The organism is Kitasatospora sp. NPDC052896, assembly GCF_044547075.1.
Classification (GTDB): Bacteria; Actinomycetota; Actinomycetes; order Streptomycetales; family Streptomycetaceae; genus Kitasatospora.
Genome location: NZ_JBITZU010000001.1, coordinates 1,027,856 through 1,046,681, shown reverse-complemented (window position 1 = coordinate 1,046,681; position 18,826 = coordinate 1,027,856). Strand labels below are relative to the sequence as shown.

Here is an 18,826-nt window from a genome sequence, read left to right as displayed (position 1 = left end):
CCACCATGCGGCCGATGATACACACCCGTGTCCTGTTCGAGACCGGCACTCGGTCCCCCAACCGGCCGACTCCGCCGACGGATTGACGGCCCGGCTCCGGTCCCCCGTCCGGCACGCCTCACGGACGCCCGAAGGCCACCGTGGCGTCGTCGTGCCGCTTGCCGCGGTACCGACCCGGTGGATCGGCCCGTTCCTCGGCCCGGACCGCCCGGACGACCCGCTCCGGGCCCTCGGCGTCCAGTGTGTCGAGCAGCCGCCACCAGGACCAGCCGTACCGTTCGACCAGCCGCGACACGCCGTCGGTGAGCACCGCGAAGCGTTCGACCCGCTCCACCGAGTGCGAGCCGGTCAGTGCCCGGTCGGCGGCCTCCGGGCGGGTGCCGGCCACCCAGAACCCGCCGGGGGCGTTGCGGAGCCGGCGCACCGAGGCCAGGTCGTAGGCCGGCAGCCGCTCCACCCGGTCGTCCAGGGTGACCTCCGGCTCGCCGTCCCGGCCCTGCACCAGCACCGGCGAGTCGGCCAGCACCAGGTGGTCCAGCCGCCCGTCGTGCAGCCGCACCATCGCCACCGTGGCCGACGGACTGTCCGGGTTCGCCAGGTCGCAGCTGCCCTCGTGCAGGGCGCACAGCCGCTCGATCCCGGTCCGCAGCACCTCCCGCAGCTCCAGCCCCGGCCGCTCGGTCAGCACCGCCGCCAGCCGCTCCCCGAGCCGCCCGGCCAGCCACGCCACGTCGTGCACGCACCCGGTCGGCACCCCGGCCGGGGCCGTCGCCCCGTCCAGCACCACCACGAAGCCCGCGCCCACCAGCACGACGTCCTCGTTGGCGGGCCCGCCCGGCGCCGGTTCGCTGGCCGAACTGATCAGCACCCGTGCTCCTCTCCCGGAAAGTCCCGGAAAGACGAGACGCCCCGGATGGTGAACCATCCGGGGCGTCTCCGCAGGTGGGCCTAACAGGACTTGAACCTGTGGCCTCTTCCTTATCAGGGAAGCGCTCTAACCGTCTGAGCTATAGGCCCTTGCCGCACTGAAAGATTAGCGGACCGACGGCCGATCTCCCAAATCCGTATCCCGAGGCGCTCAGCTCCCCTGGATCGCGACCCGCAGCTCAGGCGACTTCAGCGGGGCCGGAGCGCTCGCGCGGCGGGCCAGCCACTGCTCTCGGGTGGCCGGCAGACCGCTGACACCGCGGGGGCCGGTGCGCACCGCCAGCACCTGGTTGATGCCGATCCGGTTCTCCTCGAAGGCCAGCGCCGAGGCCGCCATGTACAGCCGCCAGACCCGGGCCCGACCCAGGCCCACCAGCCGGACCGCCTCCGTCCAGGACGCCTCCAGGTTGGCCACCCAGGCCCGCAGGGTCAGCGCGTAGTGCTCCCGCAGCGACTCGACGTCCCGCACCTCGAAGCCCGCCTCCTCCAGCAGCGAGACCGTGCTGCCGACCGGGGCCAGCTCGCCGTCCGGGAAGACGTACCGGGAGATGAAGGGGCTGGTCACGTAGGGCTCGCCGGGCCGGCCGGGGCGACGGGCGATCTGGTGGTTGAGCAGCCGCCCGCCCGGGGCCAGCAGGCCGTACAGGCCGGTGGCGTAGACGCGGTACTGCTCGCTGCCGACGTGCTCGGCCATCCCCACGCTGGAGATCGCGTCGTACGGGCCGTCGGCGACCTCCCGGTAGTCCTGCAGCCGGATCTCCACCCGGTCGGTCAGGCCCGCCTCCGCCACCCGCGCCCTGGCCAGCGCCACCTGCTCCTCGGAAATGCTCACCCCAACCGCCGTCACGCCGTAGTGCTCGGCCGCGTGCAGCACCAGCGAGCCCCAGCCGCAGCCGACGTCCAGCAGCCGCATCCCCGGCCGCAGGCCGAGCTTGCGGCAGATCAGGTCCAGCTTGGCCCGCTGGGCGTCCTCCAGGTTCGTGCCCTCCGGCGTCCAGTACCCGCAGCTGTAGACCATCGTGGGGCCCAGCACCAGGCGGTAGAAGTCGTTGCCGACGTCGTAGTGGTGGCTGATCGCGGCCCGGTCGCGGCTGCGGCTGTGCACCCGGCCGGTCGGCCGGGCCTCCTCCGGCGGCAGCGCGGGCTGCGGGCCCAACGCGCCGGCCCGCAGCAGGGCTGCCAGCGCCCGGCGCCCCGCGGGGCCGCTCAGGTCCGACAGGCCCAGGTGCAGGCCGCGCAGCTCCGGACGCTCCACGAAGTGCGCCACCTCGGCCAGCACCTGGTAGAGGTCCTCGCCCGGGCCCGGCTCCAGATCGCCCGCGACGTACGCCCGGGCCAGCCCCAGCTCCCCGGGCGCCCAGAGCAGCCGGCGCAGCGCCCGCCGGTTGCGCAGCACGAGCAGCGGTTGGCCGGGCCGGCCGGCCGTGCTGCCGTCCCAGGCGCGGAGCCGGAACGGCAGGTGCGTACCGAGCAGCCCCTCCAGCGATCCGACCAGCTGCTGAGCGATCTGAGCCATGGCGCGAAACCTCCAAGCGACCGAGCGGACAGCCCTCCCCACGGATGCTGCCCCGAGTGTCCTACCGGTAGCCGTTCAAACCCGCCCAGCCAATCCGCAACCACCGCGTGGCGCCCGGCGGCACGCCGTCGCCCCACGCCGGTCACCCGAATGCCGACGGGCCCCACCGATCAAACACTCGGTGGGGCCCGTCGATTCCACGAACGACCCGGAACGGCACTACTACGTGAGGTTCCGTCAGTGCACGGCCGGTCCGGCAGCCGGACCGGCGTGGCTCACTCCTCCTCGGCCAGGGTCAGCTCGATGCCGCCGCTGAAGCCGGCGGCCGCGTTGTAGATGAACGAGGCCAGGGTGCACAGCGCGGTCATCAGCACCACGTCGATCACCGCGAGCAGCGAGGTGTAGCCGAGCACCTGACCGAACCCGATGTAGTCCATCAGGTTGACGCCACCGCTGGTGTCGGAGCCGGTGATCTCCTTCAGCGTCTTGCCGAGCGAGGCGAAGACGCCGAGCGCGTCCAGCGTCATCCACAGCACCGCGGCCGCCACGATGATGATCACACCGATGGCCACCGACAGCAGGAAGCTGACCTTCATCACCGACCACGGGTCGGCCCGCAGCAGCCGCAGCCGGGCCTTGCGGGTCCGGCCCGCCAGCCCGGTGCCGCCGGCCGCCGGGGCGGGGACCGCCGGGCCCGCCCCGGGCCGCCGGGCCGCGCCGCCCTGGCCCGCGCCCGTCCGGGTGCCCCGGGCGGGCGTCGGCGCCGGCTGGCCCTTGGTGTACGTGGTCGGCGTCGAGTAGCCGCTGCCACCCGCCGGCTGTCCCGGCGCCGGGGTGCCGCCGAAGCCGCCGCCCGAACCCACCGCGGACATCAGCGAGGTGGACGCCGCGGGCTTCTCGGCCGGCGGCTGGGGCGCACCCCCGTACGGCACACCGCCCGGTGCGGCACCTCCCGCGGCACCCGTGGTCCCACTCACCCTGGTCCTCCCAGTTCCCCGCCAGGGCCGCGCTCTGCGCCCTGGTCGTCACTCCAGTGTCCAGCATCGGGCCGAAATCCCCGGGACCGGGCCGACCCAGGCCCCGCCCGAGGGCGGGGCACCCGCTACCGGACGCCTCGTCAGACCTGACCGGCGTCGTCCGACGGCGCCTGGCCGCCCTCGTCCACCGGACCGACCCCGCCCGGACCGTCCTGGTCCGGTGAAGCGTCCTGCGCGACATCCTCCGTGGTCTCCTCGTCCTCCGCCTCCGCGTTGCGGGCCATGCCCACCACCGCGTCGCGCTTTCCGAGGTTGATCAGTTGGACGCCCATCGTGTCACGTCCGGTTTCACGGACACCGGAAACCCTGGTCCGGATCACCCCACCCGACAGGGTGATCGCCATGATCTCGTCGGTCTCCTCGACCACCAGCGCCCCGACCAGAGAGCCACGGCCCTCGACGATCTTCGCCGCCTTGGTGCCGAAACCACCACGACCCTGGACACGGTACTCGTCCACCGACGTGCGCTTGGCATACCCGCCGTCGGTCGCGGTGAAGACGAACGTGCCCGGACGGACCACGTTCATCGACAACAACTCGTCGTCTTCACGGAACGCCATGCCCTTGACCCCGGAGGTGGCCCGGCTCATCGGCCGCAGCGCCTCGTCCGTCGCGGTGAAGCGAATCGACTGCGCCTTACGGGAAACCAGCAGCAGATCGTCCTCCGCCGAGACCAGCTCGGCACCGATCAGCTCGTCGTCCCGACCGTTCTCGTCGGTCCGCAGGTTGATCGCGATCAGGCCGCCGGAGCGCGGCGAGTCGTAGTCCTTGAGGGGGGACTTTTTAACCAAACCCTCACGAGTGGCGAGCACCAGGTAGGGCTTGTCCTCGTAGGTGCGGATCGCCATCACCTGGGTGATGTGCTCCTCCGGCTGGAACGCGAGCAGGTTGGCCACGTGCTGGCCGCGGGCGTCCCGACCGGCGTCCGGCAGCTCGTAGCCCTTGGCCCGGTAGACCCGGCCCTTGTTGGTGAAGAACAGGATCCAGTTGTGGGTGGTGGTCACGAAGAAGTGGTCGACGATGTCGTCCTGCTTCAGCTGCGCACCGCGCACGCCCTTGCCGCCGCGCTTCTGCGAGCGGTAGAGGTCGGACCGGGTCCGCTTGACGTAGCCGCCACGGGTGATCGTGACGACGATGTCCTCCTCCGCGATCAGGTCCTCGATCGACAGGTCGCCGTCCGAGGGGATCAGCGTGGAGCGCCGCTCGTCGCCGTACTTCTCGACGATCGCGGTCAGCTCCTCGGAGATGATCTGCCGCTGGCGGCCCGGCGAGGCCAGGATCGCGTTGTACTCGTCGATCTTGCGCTGCAGCTCGTCGTGCTCGTCCGTGATCCGCTGCCGTTCCAGGGCGGCCAGGCGACGCAGCTGCATCTCCAGGATCGCGTTGGCCTGCAGCTCGTCGATGGTGAGCAGGTTCATCAGGCCGGTGCGGGCGGCGTCCGCCGACTCCGAGGCCCGGATCAGCGCGATGACCTCGTCGATCATGTCCAGCGCCTTGAGCAGCGCGCGCAGGATGTGCGCCCGCTCCTCGGCCTTGCGCAGCCGGAACCGGGTGCGCCGGACGATCACGTCGACCTGGTGGTTGACCCAGTGCCGGATGAACGCGTCGAGCGAGAGCGTCCGCGGCACGCCGTCCACCAGCGCCAGCATGTTGGCGCCGAAGTTGGTCTGCAGGTCGGTGTGCTTGTAGAGGTTGTTCAGCACCACCTTGGCGACCGCGTCGCGCTTGAGCACGATCACCAGGCGCTGGCCGGTCCGCGAGGAGGACTCGTCCCGGACGTCCGCGATGCCGGCGATCCGGCCGTCCTTCACCAGGTCGGCGATCTTCAGCGCCAGGTTGTCCGGGTTCACCTGGTACGGCAGCTCGGTGATCACCAGGCACTGCCGGCCCTGGATCTCCTCGACCTCCACCACCGCGCGCATGGTGATCGAGCCGCGGCCGGTCCGGTAGGCGTCCTCGATGCCGCGGCGGCCGACGATCAGCGCGCCGGTCGGGAAGTCCGGGCCCTTGATCCGCTCGACCAGGGCCTCCAGCAGCTCCTCGTTGGAGGCGTCCGGGTGCTCCAGCGCCCACAGCGCGCCCGAGGCGACCTCGCGCAGGTTGTGCGGCGGGATGTTGGTGGCCATCCCGACCGCGATGCCGGTGGCGCCGTTGATCAGCAGGTTGGGGATGCGCGACGGCAGCACCGTCGGCTCCTGCGAGCGGCCGTCGTAGTTGGCGGCGAAATCGACGGTCTCCTCGTCGATGTCCCGCATCATCTCCATGGCCAGCGGCATCATCTTGCACTCGGTGTAGCGCATGGCCGCGGCCGGGTCGTTGCCCGGCGAGCCGAAGTTGCCGTTGCCGTCGACCAGCGGCATCCGCAGCGACCACGGCTGGGCCAGCCGGACCACGGTGTCGTAGATCGAGGTGTCGCCGTGCGGGTGGTAGTTGCCCATCACGTCGCCGACCACGCGGGCGCACTTGTAGTAGCCCTTCTCGGGCCGGTACCCGCCGTCGTACATCGCGTACAGCACCCGGCGGTGCACCGGCTTGAGGCCGTCGCGGACCTCCGGCAGGGCCCGGCTGACGATCACGCTCATCGCGTAGTCGAGGTAGGAGCGCTGCATCTCGGTCTCGAGCTCGATCGGCTCGATCCGCATCGCGGTCTGTCCTTCGAGGAGGACGGGGCTGCTCTCCGGCTGCTCGTCGCCGTCGGGACGGTTGTCGTCGACCACTGGTGGTCAGTTTCCTTTCACGCGTGACTGGACCGATGAGTGACTCTGCGTCACACGTCCAGGAAGCGGACGTCCTTGGCGTTGCGCTGGATGAACGAGCGGCGGGCCTCGACGTCCTCGCCCATCAGGACCGAGAAGAGGTCGTCCGCCCGGGCGGCGTCCTCCAGGGTGACCTGGAGCAGCAGTCGGTGCGCCTGGTCCATGGTGGTGACCCGGAGCTCCTCGGCGTTCATCTCGCCCAGACCCTTGAAGCGCTGGATCGCGTCGTCCTTCGGCAGCCGGCGCCCGGCCGCCACGCCCGCCTCGATCACGGCGTCGCGCTCGCGGTCGGAGTAGACGTACTCGAAGTCGTCCTTGCCCCACTTGATCTTGTACAGCGGCGGCATCGCCAGGTAGACGTAGCCGGCCTCGACCAGCGGGCGCATGAAGCGGAACAGCAGGGTCAGCAGCAGGGTCCGGATGTGCTGCCCGTCGACGTCGGCGTCCGCCATCAGTACGATCTTGTGATAGCGCAGCTTGGCCTCGTCGTAGTCCTCCTGGATGCCGCAGCCGAAGGCCGAGATCAGCGCCTGGACCTCGGTGTTCTGCAGCACCTTGTCGATCCGGGCCTTCTCGACGTTCAGGATCTTGCCGCGGATCGGCAGGATGGCCTGGGTGCGCGGGTCACGGCCCTGCTTGGCCGAGCCACCGGCGGAGTCACCCTCGACGATGAAGATCTCGCACTCGGCCGGGTCCTTGGACTGGCAGTCGCTCAGCTTGCCGGGCAGCGAGGCGCTCTCCAGCAGGCCCTTGCGCCGGGTCAGGTCGCGCGCCTTGCGGGCCGCCATCCGGGCCGTGGCGGCCGTGATGGACTTGCGGATGATGTCCGCGGCCTCGTTCGGGTTGCGGTCCAGCCAGTCGTTCAGGTGCTCGTGGACGACCTTCTGGACGAAGGTCTTCGCCTCGGTGTTGCCCAGCTTGTCCTTGGTCTGGCCCTCGAACTGCGGCTCACCGAGCTTGACCGAGATGATCGCGGTCAGGCCCTCGCGGATGTCCTCGCCGGAGAGGTTCTCGTCCTTCTCGCGGAGCAGCTTCTTCTCCCGCGCGTAGCGGTTCACCAGGCCGGTCAGCGCCGCCCGGAACCCCTCCTCGTGGGTACCGCCGCCGTGCGTGTGGATGGTGTTCGCGAAGCTGTAGACCCCCTCGGTGTACGAGGCGTTCCACTGCATCGCGATCTCCACCGAGATCGTCTTGTCCTTGTCCTCGGCCTCGAAGTCGATCACCGAGGGGTGCACCGGCTCGCCCTTGCGGGAGTTGAGGTGCTTCACGAAGTCGGCGATGCCGCCCTCGTAGTGGTAGGTCACCGACAGCGGCTTGCCCTCGTCGTCGGTGTGCTCGGGGCGCTCGTCGATCAGCGAGATGGTCAGGCCCTTGTTGAGGAAGGCCATCTCCTGGAAGCGCCGGGAGAGCGTCTCGAACGAGTAGACGGTGGTCTCGAAGATGTCCGGGTCGGCCCAGAAGGTGACGCTGGTGCCGGTGCGGTCGGTGGCCTCGTGCTTGGCCAGCGGCGCGGTCGGCGCGCCCAGCTTGTAGTCCTGGGTCCAGCGGTGGCCGTCGGTGTGGATCTCGATGGCGAGCTTGGTGGAGAGCGCGTTGACGACCGAGACGCCGACGCCGTGCAGACCGCCGGAGACCGCGTAGCCGCCGCCGCCGAACTTGCCGCCCGCGTGCAGCACGGTCAGCACGACCTCGACGGCCGGCTTCTCCTGGCCCGGGACGATGCCCACCGGGATGCCGCGGCCGTTGTCGACCACCCGCACCCCGCCGTCGGCCAGGATCCTCACCTCGATGGTGTCGGCGTGCCCGGCCATGGCCTCGTCGACGGAGTTGTCCACCACCTCCTGGACCAGGTGGTGCAGGCCGCGCTCCCCGGTGGAACCGATGTACATGCCGGGGCGCTTGCGGACCGCGTCGAGGCCCTCCAGCACCTGGATCGCGCTGGCGTCGTACGCCGTGCGGTCCGTGGCGGAGGACCCGGTGGCCGGGTCGGTGGGGACTGGGGACTGGCTGGATTCGCCGGAATCGGCCACGAAGCGCCCTCTCTGGCACAGCACGGGCCGCATCCCCACCCGGGATCCGGGCAGGCGTGCGACCACAGTGTTTCGACTCAGTTACCGCAAGCGGCAGTGTTTGACCCCTAGTCTACCGGTACCACCGACAGAGATGGGCGTTTGGCAGGCCCTGAGGGCGGATGTGCCGCTCTGAATCCCCTCTGCACATGTCCCGATACTCGCCCAGGGGGCTCAGCGGCCCTGAAAGGGCCGTCAGCGGTTCCGGAGTCGGGCCATCCGTCAGGAGCTCCCGCCCGTCGTGCGACACCCGGCGGTCCCCCGGCCTCAGCCCCAGGTGTCCTGCGGCCCGCGACTGCCCGGCACCCGCAGCCGGCCGTACCGCCGCTCCGGTGCCGCCGGCCCCAGCACCTTGATCACCCGGACCGTGCCGTGCCCCAGCTCGTGGTTCAGGCGTGCCACCAACTGCCTTGCCAACAGGCGCAGTTGGGTGGCCCATGCGGTGGAGTCGCAGCGCACGGTCAGCACCGCCTCGGCCTCCGCGAAGTGCTCCGGCGCGCAGTGCGCCGCGATGTCCGGGCCGACGATCTGCGCCCAGCGCCCCATCACCCCGCCGACCGCGGCCGGCGCCTCCCAGCCCCGCTCGGTGATCAGACGGTTCAGCGCCGCCCCCAGCGGCACCGGATCCCGGCCGTCCGCCCGCGCCCCGCTGCGCAGCCCGTGCCGCTTCGCCTCGCGCTTCTCCCGGACCTGCTCACCGCGCTGCCGGGCCTGCTCCTTCGCCGCCCGCAACGCCACCCGGGCCAGGTCCACCCCGGACAGCTCGGACTCCTTGCTCATCCCGGCGCGCACCTTTCCCCAGGCTCTGTACACATGCTGTGGACAGACCAGCGTACGAGGTTCCGGCGGCGGGTGGAGACTCACGAGCCGATCCGGGTCACCGCCCCCTCGGCGACCGAGTACCGTGCCCCCCGCAACTCCTTCGGCACGTCCTCCGGCACCGCGGCCGTCACCAGCACCTGTTCGCCGCCCGCCACCAGCCCGGCCAGCTGGTCCCGCCGCTTGGCGTCCAGCTCGGCGAAGACGTCGTCGAGGATCAGCACCGGCTCGCCGCCGTCCGCGCGCAGCAGCTCGTACGAGGCCAGCCGCAGCGCCAGCGCGAACGACCAGGACTCCCCGTGGCTCGCGTACCCCTTGGCCGGCAGCGGTCCGAGCAACAGCTGCAGCTCGTCCCGGTGCGGACCGACCAGGGTCAGCCCGCGCTCGGTCTCCTGTTTGCGGGCGGCCCGCAGCGCCGCCAGCAGCTGCTCGTGGGCCTGCTCCCGGCTGGTCGGCAGCTCACCCTCGAAGGAGGACCGGTACTCCAGCCGGGTCGGTCCGCCGCCCGGCGCCAGCCGCTCGTACGCCTGGGCCACCAACGGCTGCAGCGCGGCCACCAGCTGCAGCCGGAAGGCCGTCAACTCGGCCCCGGCCCGGGCCAGATGGCCGTCCCAGACCTCCAGGGTGGAGAGGTCGGCGCCCTTGCCGCCGCCCGCCCGGCGGGCCATCGCGGCGGTCTTCAGCAGCGCGTTGCGCTGCTTGAGCACCCGCTCGTAGTCCTGCCGGACCCCGGCCAGCCGCGGCGCGCGGGCGGTCAGCAGCTCGTCCAGGAACCGCCGGCGCTCACCGGGGTCGCCCTTCACCAGGGCCAGGTCCTCGGGCGCGAACAGCACCGTGCGCAGCAGGCCCAGCACGTCCCGCGGCCGGACGTTGTCCGAGCGGTTGATCCGGGCCCGGTTGGCCTTGCCCGGGGTGATCTCCAGTTCGACCAGGGTGGTCCGGGACCGGTCCACGATCGAGGAGCGGATCACCGCCCGCTGCGCGCCCATCCTGATCAGCGGGGCGTCGGTGGCCACCCGGTGGCTGCCCAGGGTGGCGACGTAGCCGATCGCCTCGACCAGGTTGGTCTTGCCCTGACCGTTCGGGCCCACGAACGCGGTCACGCCCGGGTCGAGGGGCACCTCGACCCGGGCGTAGGAGCGGAAGTCGGCGAGCGACAGATGCGCGACATGCATGGGTGTGGACTGCGCCCGCCTTCTGACCTCGGAACTACTTCGACTCGACCGCGTGGCCGCCGAACTGGTTGCGCAGCGCGGCGATCATCTTCATCTGCGGGGAGTCGTCCTGCCGGGAGGAGAACCGGGCGAAGAGCGAGGCGGTGATCGCCGGCAGCGGCACGGCGTGGTCGATCGCGGCCTCGACCGTCCAGCGACCCTCGCCGGAGTCGGCGGCCCAGCCCTTGAGCTTCTCCAGGTGCTCGTCGTCGTCCAGCGCGCGGACGGCCAGGTCGAGCAGCCAGGAGCGGATCACGGTGCCCTCCTGCCAGCTGCGGAAGACCTCGCGCACGTCGGTGACCTCGGGGACGGCCTCCAGCAGCTCCCAGCCCTCGGCGAAGGCCTGCATCATCGCGTACTCGATGCCGTTGTGGACCATCTTGGCGAAGTGGCCGGCGCCGACCTTGCCCGCGTGCACCGCGCCGGACTCGCCCTCGGGCTTGAGCGCCTCGAAGATCGGCTGGACCTTGGCGACGTGCTCGGCGTCGCCGCCGTACATCAGCGCGTAGCCGTTCTCCAGGCCCCAGACACCGCCGGAGACGCCGCAGTCGACGAAGCCGATGCCCTTGGCGGCCAGCAGCTCGGCGTGCGCCACGTCGTCGGTCCAGCGCGAGTTGCCGCCGTCGACCACCACGTCGCCGGGGGAGAGCAGCTCGGCCAGCTCCTCGACGGTCGCCTGGGTCGGGGCGCCGGCCGGGACCATCACCCAGACCACGCGCGGGCCCTGGAGCTTGGTCACCAGCTCCTGGAGGCTCGCGACATCGGCGAGGTCGGGGTTGCGGTCGTAGCCGATGACGGTGTGGCCGGCGCGGCGGATGCGCTCACGCATGTTGCCGCCCATCTTGCCGAGACCGATGAGGCCGAGCTCCATGACAAGTCCTTACCTGGGGTGTCGTACTTGAGGACGGCGCCGTTGCCGCGACTCAAGAGCCTACGCCGCGGTGGTGTCCACAGGTCCGGGAAGGCCTGTGGACACCACGGGCGTCGTCAGGTCGGGGTGGAGCGGGCTCAGCCGGAGAGCCGGACCGGCATGATCAGGTACTGGTACGAGGCGTCCGCCTCGGCCTCGACCGAGGGCTTGCCGCTCAGCAGGGCGGGCTTGGTCGAGGTGGTGAAGGCCAGCTGGGCGTAGGCGGCGTCGATCGCCTTCAGGCCCTCCTCCAGGTAGCCCGGGTTGAAGGCGATCGAGATGTCGTCGCCCTCGAGGTCGGCGTCGATCCGCTCGGTGGCCTGCGCGTCGTCGCCCGAGCCGGCCTCCAGGGTCAGTACGCCCTGCTCGAAGTTGAGCCGGACCGGGGTGTTCCGCTCGGCCACCAGCGAGACGCGCTTGAGCGCCTCCAGGAACGGCTGGGTCTGGATCGCCGCGATCGCGCTGAACTCGGTCGGGAAGAGGGTGCGGAACTTGGGGAACTCGCCCTCCAGCAGCCGGGTGGTGGTCCGCCGGCCGGCGCCCTCGAAGCCGATCAGGCCCTCGCCGGCGCCGCCGGAGGAGAGCGCGATCGAGACCTGGTCGCCGCTGCCCAGCGACTTGGCGATGTCCTGCAGGGTCCGGGCCGGGACCAGGGCGACCGCGGAGATGTCCGGCTGCTCGGGCTTCCAGAGCAGGTCACGGACGGCGAACCGGTAGCGGTCGGTGGCGGCGAGGGTGATCCGGTCGCCCTCGATCTCCACCCGGACACCGGTCAGCACCGGGAGGGTGTCGTCCCGGCCGGCGGCGACCGCGGCCTGGCTGACGGCGGAGGCGAAGACCTCGCCGGAGACCGTGCCGGTCGCGGTCGGCATCACCGGGAGGGCCGGGTACTCGTCCACCGGCAGGGTCGGCAGGGTGAACCGCGAGCTGCCGCAGACCACGCTGACCCGCTGGCCGTCGGTGGAGATCTCCACCGGGCGGTTCGGCAGGTTGCGCGAGATGTCGTTGAGCAGCCGGCCGGAGACCAGCACGGTGCCCTGCTCCTCGACGTCGGCCTCCAGCTCGACCCGGGCGGAGACCTCGTAGTCGAAGCCGGAGAGCGCGAGGGTGCCCTCCTGTGCCGTCAACAGGAGGCCGGCCAGCACCGGCACCGGCGGCCGCGCCGGGAGGCTGCGGGCAGCCCAGGCCACCGCCTCCGCGAGGACGTCACGCTCCACCCGGAACTTCACCGGTAACCGCCTCCTGGATCCTGCTGTCGCTTCTGCTCTTGATCGTCTGCCGGCACCGTGCCTCGGCCGAGCGGGCCCGGCTCCTGGTGCCGAGGACAGTCTGACGTACTCCACGGACAGACGGGGCAGACGGGCCGGAGCAACCCCGAACAGGTGTCGGGGGCGGCTTGTCCACAGATTTCGGGCCACCCCGCTGTTGAACGAGTCGAGGGGTCTATAGGTGTAGCCGTAGTAGTAGGTCCTGTGGATACCGTGGATAACCGCGTTTCCGCAGGTCAAGGCTGGTTTTTTGTCCACACTCGGTGTGGACCGCGGCGGTGGATAACCAGCCGCCGCTGTGGACGGCGAAGCGTTACCCACAAGCCACGCTCAGTATCCACAGCTTTTCCCCAGGGCCGTCCCCAGATCGTAGGGCAGTTATCCACGCCCGCCGGTCAACATCGCGTGACGCCTTTCACACCAGGCGATGAACAGCTGCCGTCCGTTGTCGAACAGTGGATATCTCTGTGGAGAAGCTGGGGACAACCGGCCCGAGCCTGGGGACGGGCGGTGGACAACCTTCGGGGCGGGATGACGGGCCGCCAACTGTCCACACCCTGTGGATAACGGTTGTGCACAAGTCCACAGGCCGTTGACCTGCGCCGAAGAGCGTAGCGGCGGACCGCCTGTGGAGGAATTCTGGATAACTCGGCGCTCCCCACGCTGTGGACGGGGAAAACCACCCGATCCTGTGGACTACTCGCCCCGTGGTCGATGCTGTTCGAATCGCTGCTCAGATGTGCGACGGCGGACCAGGGGTGGTGGAGTGTCAGTCGCTCCGAGCCTTCCCCGGCCCACCGGGTTTCACACCGTCGGATCCGCCTGTTTCCGAGGCCCGGGAGCCGCCCGCGGCCGGGAACGACACAGGGGCACCGGGAGGGTCTCCCGGTGCCCCTGTGGGCCGGCAACTGGCCGGCCGTGGCTAGCTCTTGATGCGGTTGGTCAGCTCGGTGACCTGGTTGTAGAGCGAGCGCCGCTCGGCCATCAGCGAGCGGATCTTGCGATCCGCGTGCATCACGGTGGTGTGGTCGCGCCCGCCGAACTGCGCGCCGATCTTCGGTAGCGAGAGGTCGGTCAACTCCCGGCAGAGGTACATGGCGATCTGACGCGCCGTCGCCAACACCCGGCTGCGCGAGGAGCCGCAGAGGTCCTCCACGCTCAACCCGAAGTAGGCGGCGGTCTGTTGCATGATGACCTGCGCGGTGATCTCCGGTCCGGCGTCCTCGTCCCCGCCCGGGATCAGGTCCTTGAGCACGATGCCCGCCAACTCCAGGTCCACCGGCGCCCGGTTGAGGTTGGCGAAGGCGGTGACCCGGATCAGCGCGCCCTCCAACTCCCGGATGTTGCGGGTGATTCGGGAGGCGATGAACTCCAGCACGTCGGCCGGCGCGTTCAGCCGTTCCTGGATCGCCTTCTTGCGCAGGATCGCGATCCGGGTCTCCAGCTCGGGCGGGGTGACGTCGGTGATCAGACCCCACTCGAAGCGGTTGCGCAGCCGGTCCTCCAGGGTGATCAGCTGCTTGGGCGGCCGGTCGGAGGAGAGCACGATCTGCTTGTTGGCGTTGTGCAGGGTGTTGAAGGTGTGGAAGAACTCCTCCTGGGTCGACTCCTTGCTCGCGAGGAACTGGATGTCGTCGACCAGCAGGATGTCCATGTCCCGGTAGCGCTTGCGGAACGCGTCCGCCTTGCCGTCCCGGATCGAGTTGATGAACTCGTTGGTGAACTCCTCCGAGCTCACGTACCGGACCCGGGTGCCGGGGAAGAGGCTGCGCGAGTAGTGCCCGATGGCGTGCAACAGGTGGGTCTTGCCGAGGCCGGACTCGCCGTAGATGAACAGCGGGTTGTACGCCTTGGCCGGGGCCTCGGCGACCGCCACCGCTGCCGCGTGCGCGAAGCGGTTGCTGGCGCCGATCACGAAGGTGTCGAACAGGTACTTGGGGTTCAGCCGGGCGGCCGGCTCGTCCTTGCGCGACCCGCTGTCCGAGGAACCGCCGGGCGGCGCGGGCACGCCGGGGACCGGGGTCCGCTCGGCGGCCCCGGGGACGCCGGCACGCTCCGGTGGCTCGGCGGGGCCCGGGCGGTCGGACTCGGCGCCGGGTCGGGCGACCGGCAGCCCACCGGGGCGCGGCGGCTCGGGCAGCGGCCGGCGCTCCTGGCCGGGGGCGCCGGGGCGGCCCCCGGTGGGACCCTCCCGCCGCGGCCCGGACGGGCGGCCGGCCCGGCGGCGCTCCTCGCCGGAGGAGTCGTAGGCGCCGCCGAACAGGTCGCCCTGCGCCGGGTCGCCGACGCGCTGACCGGCGGACGGCTGACCGGCGGGCGGTCCGGACGGACCGGGCTGCCGCGGGCCCTCGGCCACCTGGCCGGGCCACTCGCGGTAGCCCTGCTCGGGGTAGCCGCCGCGCTCGGGGTAGGGGTACTCGCCGTACGGGGGCTGCTCGGGGTAGCCGGCCGGCGGGTAGCCGCCGCCGGGGCCCTCCCAGCCCTCGCCCTGCGCACCCCAGTCGGCCGGCTCGGCCTCGGCGGCCCGCTCGGGCTGCTCCGGTCGCTCGGCGTAGGGGGCTGGGCGCTGCTCGTAGCCGGCCGTGTCGTAGCGGCTGCGGCCGTACTCCGGGGGTTGCGCCGGGTAGCCGGGCTGCTGGGGGGCGCTGGGCCAGGGGGAGGGCTCCTCCAGGGCCGGCGGCACGGGTTCCGGCGCGGCGGGCTGCGGGGCGGCCGGGATGGTCGGGGCCGGCGTCGGCGGGACGGCGTTGGCGTCCACCATCACGGCGATCCGGACCGGGCGGCCGAACTGCTGGCTCAGCCCGTCGGTCAGCTGCGGCAGCAGCCGGCCCTCCAGCACCTGCTTGGCCCACTCGTTGGGGGCCGCCAGCAGGGCGGTGTCGTGCATCATCCACATCGGCTGGGTGCGCTGCACCCACAGTTTGTCCTTGTCACCGACCGAGGTGTCGTTGACCAGCCGCTCGACGACCTTCGCCCAGGCGGGAGCGAGATCGCTGTTGACATCAGCCACTGGTGCACGCTTTCTCGGTTCCCCCGAACGGGGTGGTGGTCCTGGCCAGGATCATGGGCTGGTCTGTGTGGATGAACAAAACCAGACAAGTCCTGCAACGGTAGTCAGCTGACAGAGCTGATTCAAGTTGTTGTCCACAGGCTGTGCATGATTGGGCGATCAAGGTCGGAATCGACCGCGTCGCCAGGCCGGTTTGACCCTCGCCCCTCGTCCCGCGTACCGTAACCAGGTCGAGTTGTCGATGGCCGCTGCCGCATGTCCGCGGGTCCTTCCCGCTTCCAAAAGGCGCGCAGCACGGGCGCCGTGGATTGCCTCAACCCCAGCAGACCTGGGACGTTGGGCCGGATTTCCCAGTACCGAAGGGGAGATCACGCGGACGCACGGTGACGGCCAAGCTGCGATTCGTCACCCTACGATTCACCCCAGGAGCCCCCGAGTGAGCAAGCGCACCTTCCAGCCGAACAACCGTCGTCGCGCCAAGACCCACGGCTTCCGGCTGCGTATGCGTACCCGCGCCGGCCGCGCCATCCTGGCGGCCCGCCGTGGCAAGGGCCGCGCCAGCATCTCCGCCTGATCCGCGCCCAGGGTCTGCAGTGCTGCCCTCCGAGAATCGGCTGCGGCGGCGCCAGGACTTCGCGACCGCGGTGAAACGCGGTCGCCGAGCCGGTCGGCCCCTGCTGGTGGTCCACCTCAGAGTGGCCGACCAGGTCGGGCAGACCAGCGGGAACAGCGACTCCCACCCGCACGTCGCCGAGGGGACCCCCTCGGCGCGTGCGGGTTTCGTCGTGAGCAAGGCGGTCGGCCCGGCCGTCGTGCGCAACCTGGTCAAGCGTCGCCTACGTCACCTGGTCCGGGATCGGCTGGCCCGACTTCCCGCAGGTAGCCTGATAGTGGTACGGGCGCTGCCCCCGGCGGGGACGGCCGCGTACTCGGATCTTGCGCAAGACCTGGATGCGGCGCTCAGGCGCCTGCTCCGGACGGAGCAGGCCGCCTCGGCGACAGGATCAGGGCGATGAAGTACCTGCTGATGGGACTGATCAGGGTTTACCAGTGGACTATCAGTCCGCTGCTCGGCCCGGTGTGCCGCTACTACCCCTCGTGTTCGCACTACGGGTACGAGGCGGTTCGCCTGCACGGAGCGGTGAAGGGCAGCGCCCTGACCGCCTGGCGGATCCTCCGCTGCAACCCCTGGTCCCCCGGCGGTGTGGATCACGTACCGCCGCGCAAGCGTCCCGTTTGGCACCAGCGGCTCCGCGCCCTGGTGCAGTCCAGGACCGGTGGCTCCGCGAGCCCGGAGCCCGCCGGCTCCCCGGCGGACGGCCCGGTCACCCCAGGCTCGACGGCTGCTGGTCAGACGTCGGTAGGCCCGATGTCCGCAAGCCTGACGACCAAGCCCAACGCCCAAGGAGTCTGACCGGTGACCTGGTCCTTCCTGAGTCCTCTCTACACCGCGGTGTCCTGGATCATCGTCCAGTTCCACTCGCTCTACAGCAACGTCTTCGGCCCCAACAGCGGTTGGGCCTGGGGCCTGGCCATCGCCTCGATGGTGGTCGTGATCCGGATCTGCCTGATCCCGCTCTTCGTGAAGCAGATCAAGGCGACCCGGGCCATGCAGGTCATCCAGCCGAAGATGAAGGCCATCCAGGAGCGCTACAAGAACGACAAGCAGCGCCAGTCCGAAGAGATGATGAAGCTCTACAAGGAGGCGGGCACCAACCCCTTCTCGAGCTGCCTTCCCATCCTGGTGCAGATGCCGTTCTTCACCGCCCTGTACGGGGTGCTGAGCTCGGTCGCCCACAACAAGCAGATCGGCGTCATCCACGGCGCCCTGCTGGCCAGCGCGCAGAAGGCGCACATCTTCGGCGCGCCGCTGTCGGCCACCTTCGTGCACAGCGGTGACACCACCGTCAAGATCGTCACGGCCGTGATGATCGTGATGATGTCGGCCTCGCAGTTCATCACGCAGCGCCAGCTGATGACCAAGAACATGGACCTCACGGTCAAGACGCCGTTCATGCAGCAGCAGAAGATGCTGATGTACGTCTTCCCGCTGATGTTCGCCGTGATGGGCATCAACTTCCCGGTCGGTGTGCTGGTCTACTGGCTCACCACCAACGTCTGGTCGATGGGCCAGCAGCTGGTCGTCATCCGCAACAACCCGACTCCGGGCAGCAAGGCCTGGCAGGAGCGGCAGGCCCGGCTGAAGGCGGCCGGCCGACTGAACCCGGACGGCACGGTGATCAAGGGTGCCAGTCTGTTCGGCCTCTTCGGTGCCAAGCCGGCGCAGCAGCAGGCCGCAGCGGTGGTCGAGGAGTCCGCGCAGGCCCGTCGGCAGCAGCCGCGCAAGCAGACCAAGGCGCAGCGGCAGCAGGTGAGCGCCGGCACGACCAAGGCGAGCCTGACCAAGGAGGCCGAGCCGGAGGCGTCCGAGGACGCGCCGGTGCAGGACGTGGTGCCCACCGCGCAGAGCGCCGCCAAGCCGGCGGCGGGGAGCAAGCGCCCGGCGACCAAGCAGGGTGGCGGCACCGCCAAGCGCGGTCCGCAGCAGAGCGGCCAGCGGCCGAAGAAGAAGTAGTCCTGAGCCGGATCTCTTCCCGATCTTCGTTCTCGGCCCGGTCCCCCGGGCCCCATCCTCGAAGGAGTCTCTCTCGTGACGGAAGGCACCACCTCTGCCGTCGACGCCGGACAGACCGCTCAGGCCACTGATTCCGATGCGCTGATCGCCCGCCTGGAGCAGGAGGGCGAGATCGCCGCCGACTACCTGGAAGGCCTGCTGGACATCGCCGACCTCGATGGCGACATCGACATGGACGTCGAGGGCGATCGGGCCCTGGTCTCCATCGTCGGCGACGGCGACGACCGGACCCTGCAGCGGCTGGTCGGACAGGACGGTGAGGTGCTGGAGGCGCTCCAGGAGCTGACCCGACTGGCGGTGCACCGCGAGACCGGTGAGCGCAGCCGCCTGATGCTGGACATCGCGGGCTTCCGGGCGCGCAAGCGGGCCGAGCTGGCGGCGCTGGGCGCCGAGGCGGCGGAGCAGGCGCAGCGCACCGGGGAGTCGGTGAAACTGCGGCCGATGACGCCGTTCGAGCGCAAGGTGGTGCACGACGCGGTGGCCGCGGCGGGTCTGCGCAGCGAGTCGGAGGGCGAGGAGCCCCAGCGCTGCGTCGTGGTCCTGGCGGGCTGACGCCCGCGGCACGAGTCCCTCCTCCGACCCCGTCCGCCCGGTGCGGACGGGGTCGTCGTGCCTGAGTTGGCGAGTGGTGTTTCACGTGAAACGGTGCTGGAGTGCGGTCGGTG

At 70.7% G+C, this 18,826-nt stretch carries 15 protein-coding genes and 1 tRNA gene; 5 read left to right on the top strand and 11 right to left on the bottom strand.

Going from position 1 to position 18,826, the window contains the following annotated elements; genetic code table 11:
• Positions 1-118: 118 nt before the first annotated feature.
• From ACIGXM_RS04875 to dnaA, 11 genes are all read right to left on the bottom strand, one after another.
• A complete protein-coding gene (locus ACIGXM_RS04875; RefSeq protein WP_396556821.1) occupies positions 119-868 on the bottom strand; it encodes a protein phosphatase 2C domain-containing protein in 750 nt (249 codons plus the stop codon).
• A gap of 75 nt (positions 869-943) precedes the next feature.
• Positions 944-1,017: transfer RNA gene (locus ACIGXM_RS04870), tRNA-Ile, on the bottom strand.
• A gap of 61 nt (positions 1,018-1,078) precedes the next feature.
• On the bottom strand, positions 1,079-2,443 hold the full coding sequence (locus ACIGXM_RS04865) for a class I SAM-dependent methyltransferase (RefSeq protein ID WP_396556820.1): 1,365 nt from the start codon (positions 2,441-2,443) through the stop codon (positions 1,079-1,081).
• A gap of 275 nt (positions 2,444-2,718) precedes the next feature.
• Entirely contained in the window at positions 2,719-3,420 is a 702-nt protein-coding gene (locus tag ACIGXM_RS04860) for a DUF3566 domain-containing protein (protein ID WP_396556819.1), read from the bottom strand.
• A gap of 140 nt (positions 3,421-3,560) precedes the next feature.
• Positions 3,561-6,122 (bottom strand): DNA gyrase subunit A, encoded by a 2,562-nt coding sequence (gene gyrA / locus ACIGXM_RS04855; protein ID WP_396557390.1) that lies wholly within the window; start codon positions 6,120-6,122, stop codon positions 3,561-3,563.
• A gap of 125 nt (positions 6,123-6,247) precedes the next feature.
• Positions 6,248-8,290: a DNA topoisomerase (ATP-hydrolyzing) subunit B gene (gene gyrB / locus ACIGXM_RS04850; protein WP_396556818.1), complete on the bottom strand. Its 2,043-nt coding sequence runs from the start codon at positions 8,288-8,290 to the stop codon at positions 6,248-6,250.
• A gap of 282 nt (positions 8,291-8,572) precedes the next feature.
• Positions 8,573-9,085 (bottom strand): DUF721 domain-containing protein, encoded by a 513-nt coding sequence (locus tag ACIGXM_RS04845; RefSeq protein WP_396556816.1) that lies wholly within the window; start codon positions 9,083-9,085, stop codon positions 8,573-8,575.
• Between the two features lie 80 nt (positions 9,086-9,165).
• Entirely contained in the window at positions 9,166-10,299 is a 1,134-nt protein-coding gene (recF, locus tag ACIGXM_RS04840; protein ID WP_396556814.1) for a DNA replication/repair protein RecF, read from the bottom strand.
• 34 nt (positions 10,300-10,333) lie between these two features.
• Positions 10,334-11,209: a phosphogluconate dehydrogenase (NAD(+)-dependent, decarboxylating) gene (gene gnd / locus ACIGXM_RS04835; protein ID WP_396556812.1), complete on the bottom strand. Its 876-nt coding sequence runs from the start codon at positions 11,207-11,209 to the stop codon at positions 10,334-10,336.
• Between the two features lie 137 nt (positions 11,210-11,346).
• The gene (gene dnaN / locus ACIGXM_RS04830; protein WP_396556810.1) at positions 11,347-12,477 is read right to left on the bottom strand and encodes a DNA polymerase III subunit beta; all 1,131 of its coding nucleotides are present in this window, start codon (positions 12,475-12,477) and stop codon (positions 11,347-11,349) included.
• A 961-nt stretch (positions 12,478-13,438) separates the two neighbouring features.
• A complete protein-coding gene (gene dnaA / locus ACIGXM_RS04825) occupies positions 13,439-15,526 on the bottom strand; it encodes a chromosomal replication initiator protein DnaA (RefSeq protein WP_396556808.1) in 2,088 nt (695 codons plus the stop codon).
• A 436-nt stretch (positions 15,527-15,962) separates the two neighbouring features.
• Here dnaA and rpmH point away from each other — a divergent pair, with 436 nt between their 5' ends.
• The 5 genes from rpmH to ACIGXM_RS04800 all read left to right on the top strand — a co-directional run bounded on the left by rpmH (position 15,963) and on the right by ACIGXM_RS04800 (position 18,713).
• Complete coding sequence (gene rpmH / locus ACIGXM_RS04820) at positions 15,963-16,100, top strand: 50S ribosomal protein L34 (protein WP_035847219.1); 138 nt, start codon at positions 15,963-15,965, stop codon at positions 16,098-16,100.
• Between the two features lie 19 nt (positions 16,101-16,119).
• Entirely contained in the window at positions 16,120-16,542 is a 423-nt protein-coding gene (gene rnpA / locus ACIGXM_RS04815; RefSeq protein ID WP_396556806.1) for a ribonuclease P protein component, read from the top strand.
• Positions 16,539-16,940 carry a membrane protein insertion efficiency factor YidD gene (gene yidD, locus ACIGXM_RS04810; protein WP_396556804.1) on the top strand — a complete coding sequence of 134 codons (402 nt, stop codon included), beginning with the start codon at positions 16,539-16,541 and terminating at the stop codon, positions 16,938-16,940. The genes rnpA and yidD overlap by 4 nt, the downstream gene beginning before the upstream one ends.
• A gap of 3 nt (positions 16,941-16,943) precedes the next feature.
• Positions 16,944-18,101, top strand: a complete 1,158-nt coding sequence (yidC, locus tag ACIGXM_RS04805; protein ID WP_396556802.1) for a membrane protein insertase YidC — start codon at positions 16,944-16,946, stop codon at positions 18,099-18,101.
• A gap of 75 nt (positions 18,102-18,176) precedes the next feature.
• Positions 18,177-18,713, top strand: coding sequence for a protein jag (locus ACIGXM_RS04800; protein ID WP_396556800.1), 537 nt, complete (start codon positions 18,177-18,179; stop codon positions 18,711-18,713).
• Positions 18,714-18,826: the final 113 nt, after the last annotated feature.

What these genes read in the sequence shown, in the direction of transcription:
- ACIGXM_RS04865 (WP_396556820.1), bottom strand. Translation starts at nt 2,443, where the DNA reads ATGGCTCAGATCGCTCAGCAGCTGGTCGGATCGCTGGAGGGGCTGCTC.
- gyrA (WP_396557390.1), bottom strand. Translation starts at nt 6,122, where the DNA reads ATGCGGATCGAGCCGATCGAGCTCGAGACCGAGATGCAGCGCTCCTAC.
- ACIGXM_RS04845 (WP_396556816.1), bottom strand. Translation starts at nt 9,085, where the DNA reads ATGAGCAAGGAGTCCGAGCTGTCCGGGGTGGACCTGGCCCGGGTGGCG.
- recF (WP_396556814.1), bottom strand. Translation starts at nt 10,299, where the DNA reads ATGCATGTCGCGCATCTGTCGCTCGCCGACTTCCGCTCCTACGCCCGG.
- gnd (WP_396556812.1), bottom strand. Translation starts at nt 11,209, where the DNA reads ATGGAGCTCGGCCTCATCGGTCTCGGCAAGATGGGCGGCAACATGCGT.
- yidD (WP_396556804.1), top strand. Translation starts at nt 16,539, where the DNA reads ATGAAGTACCTGCTGATGGGACTGATCAGGGTTTACCAGTGGACTATC.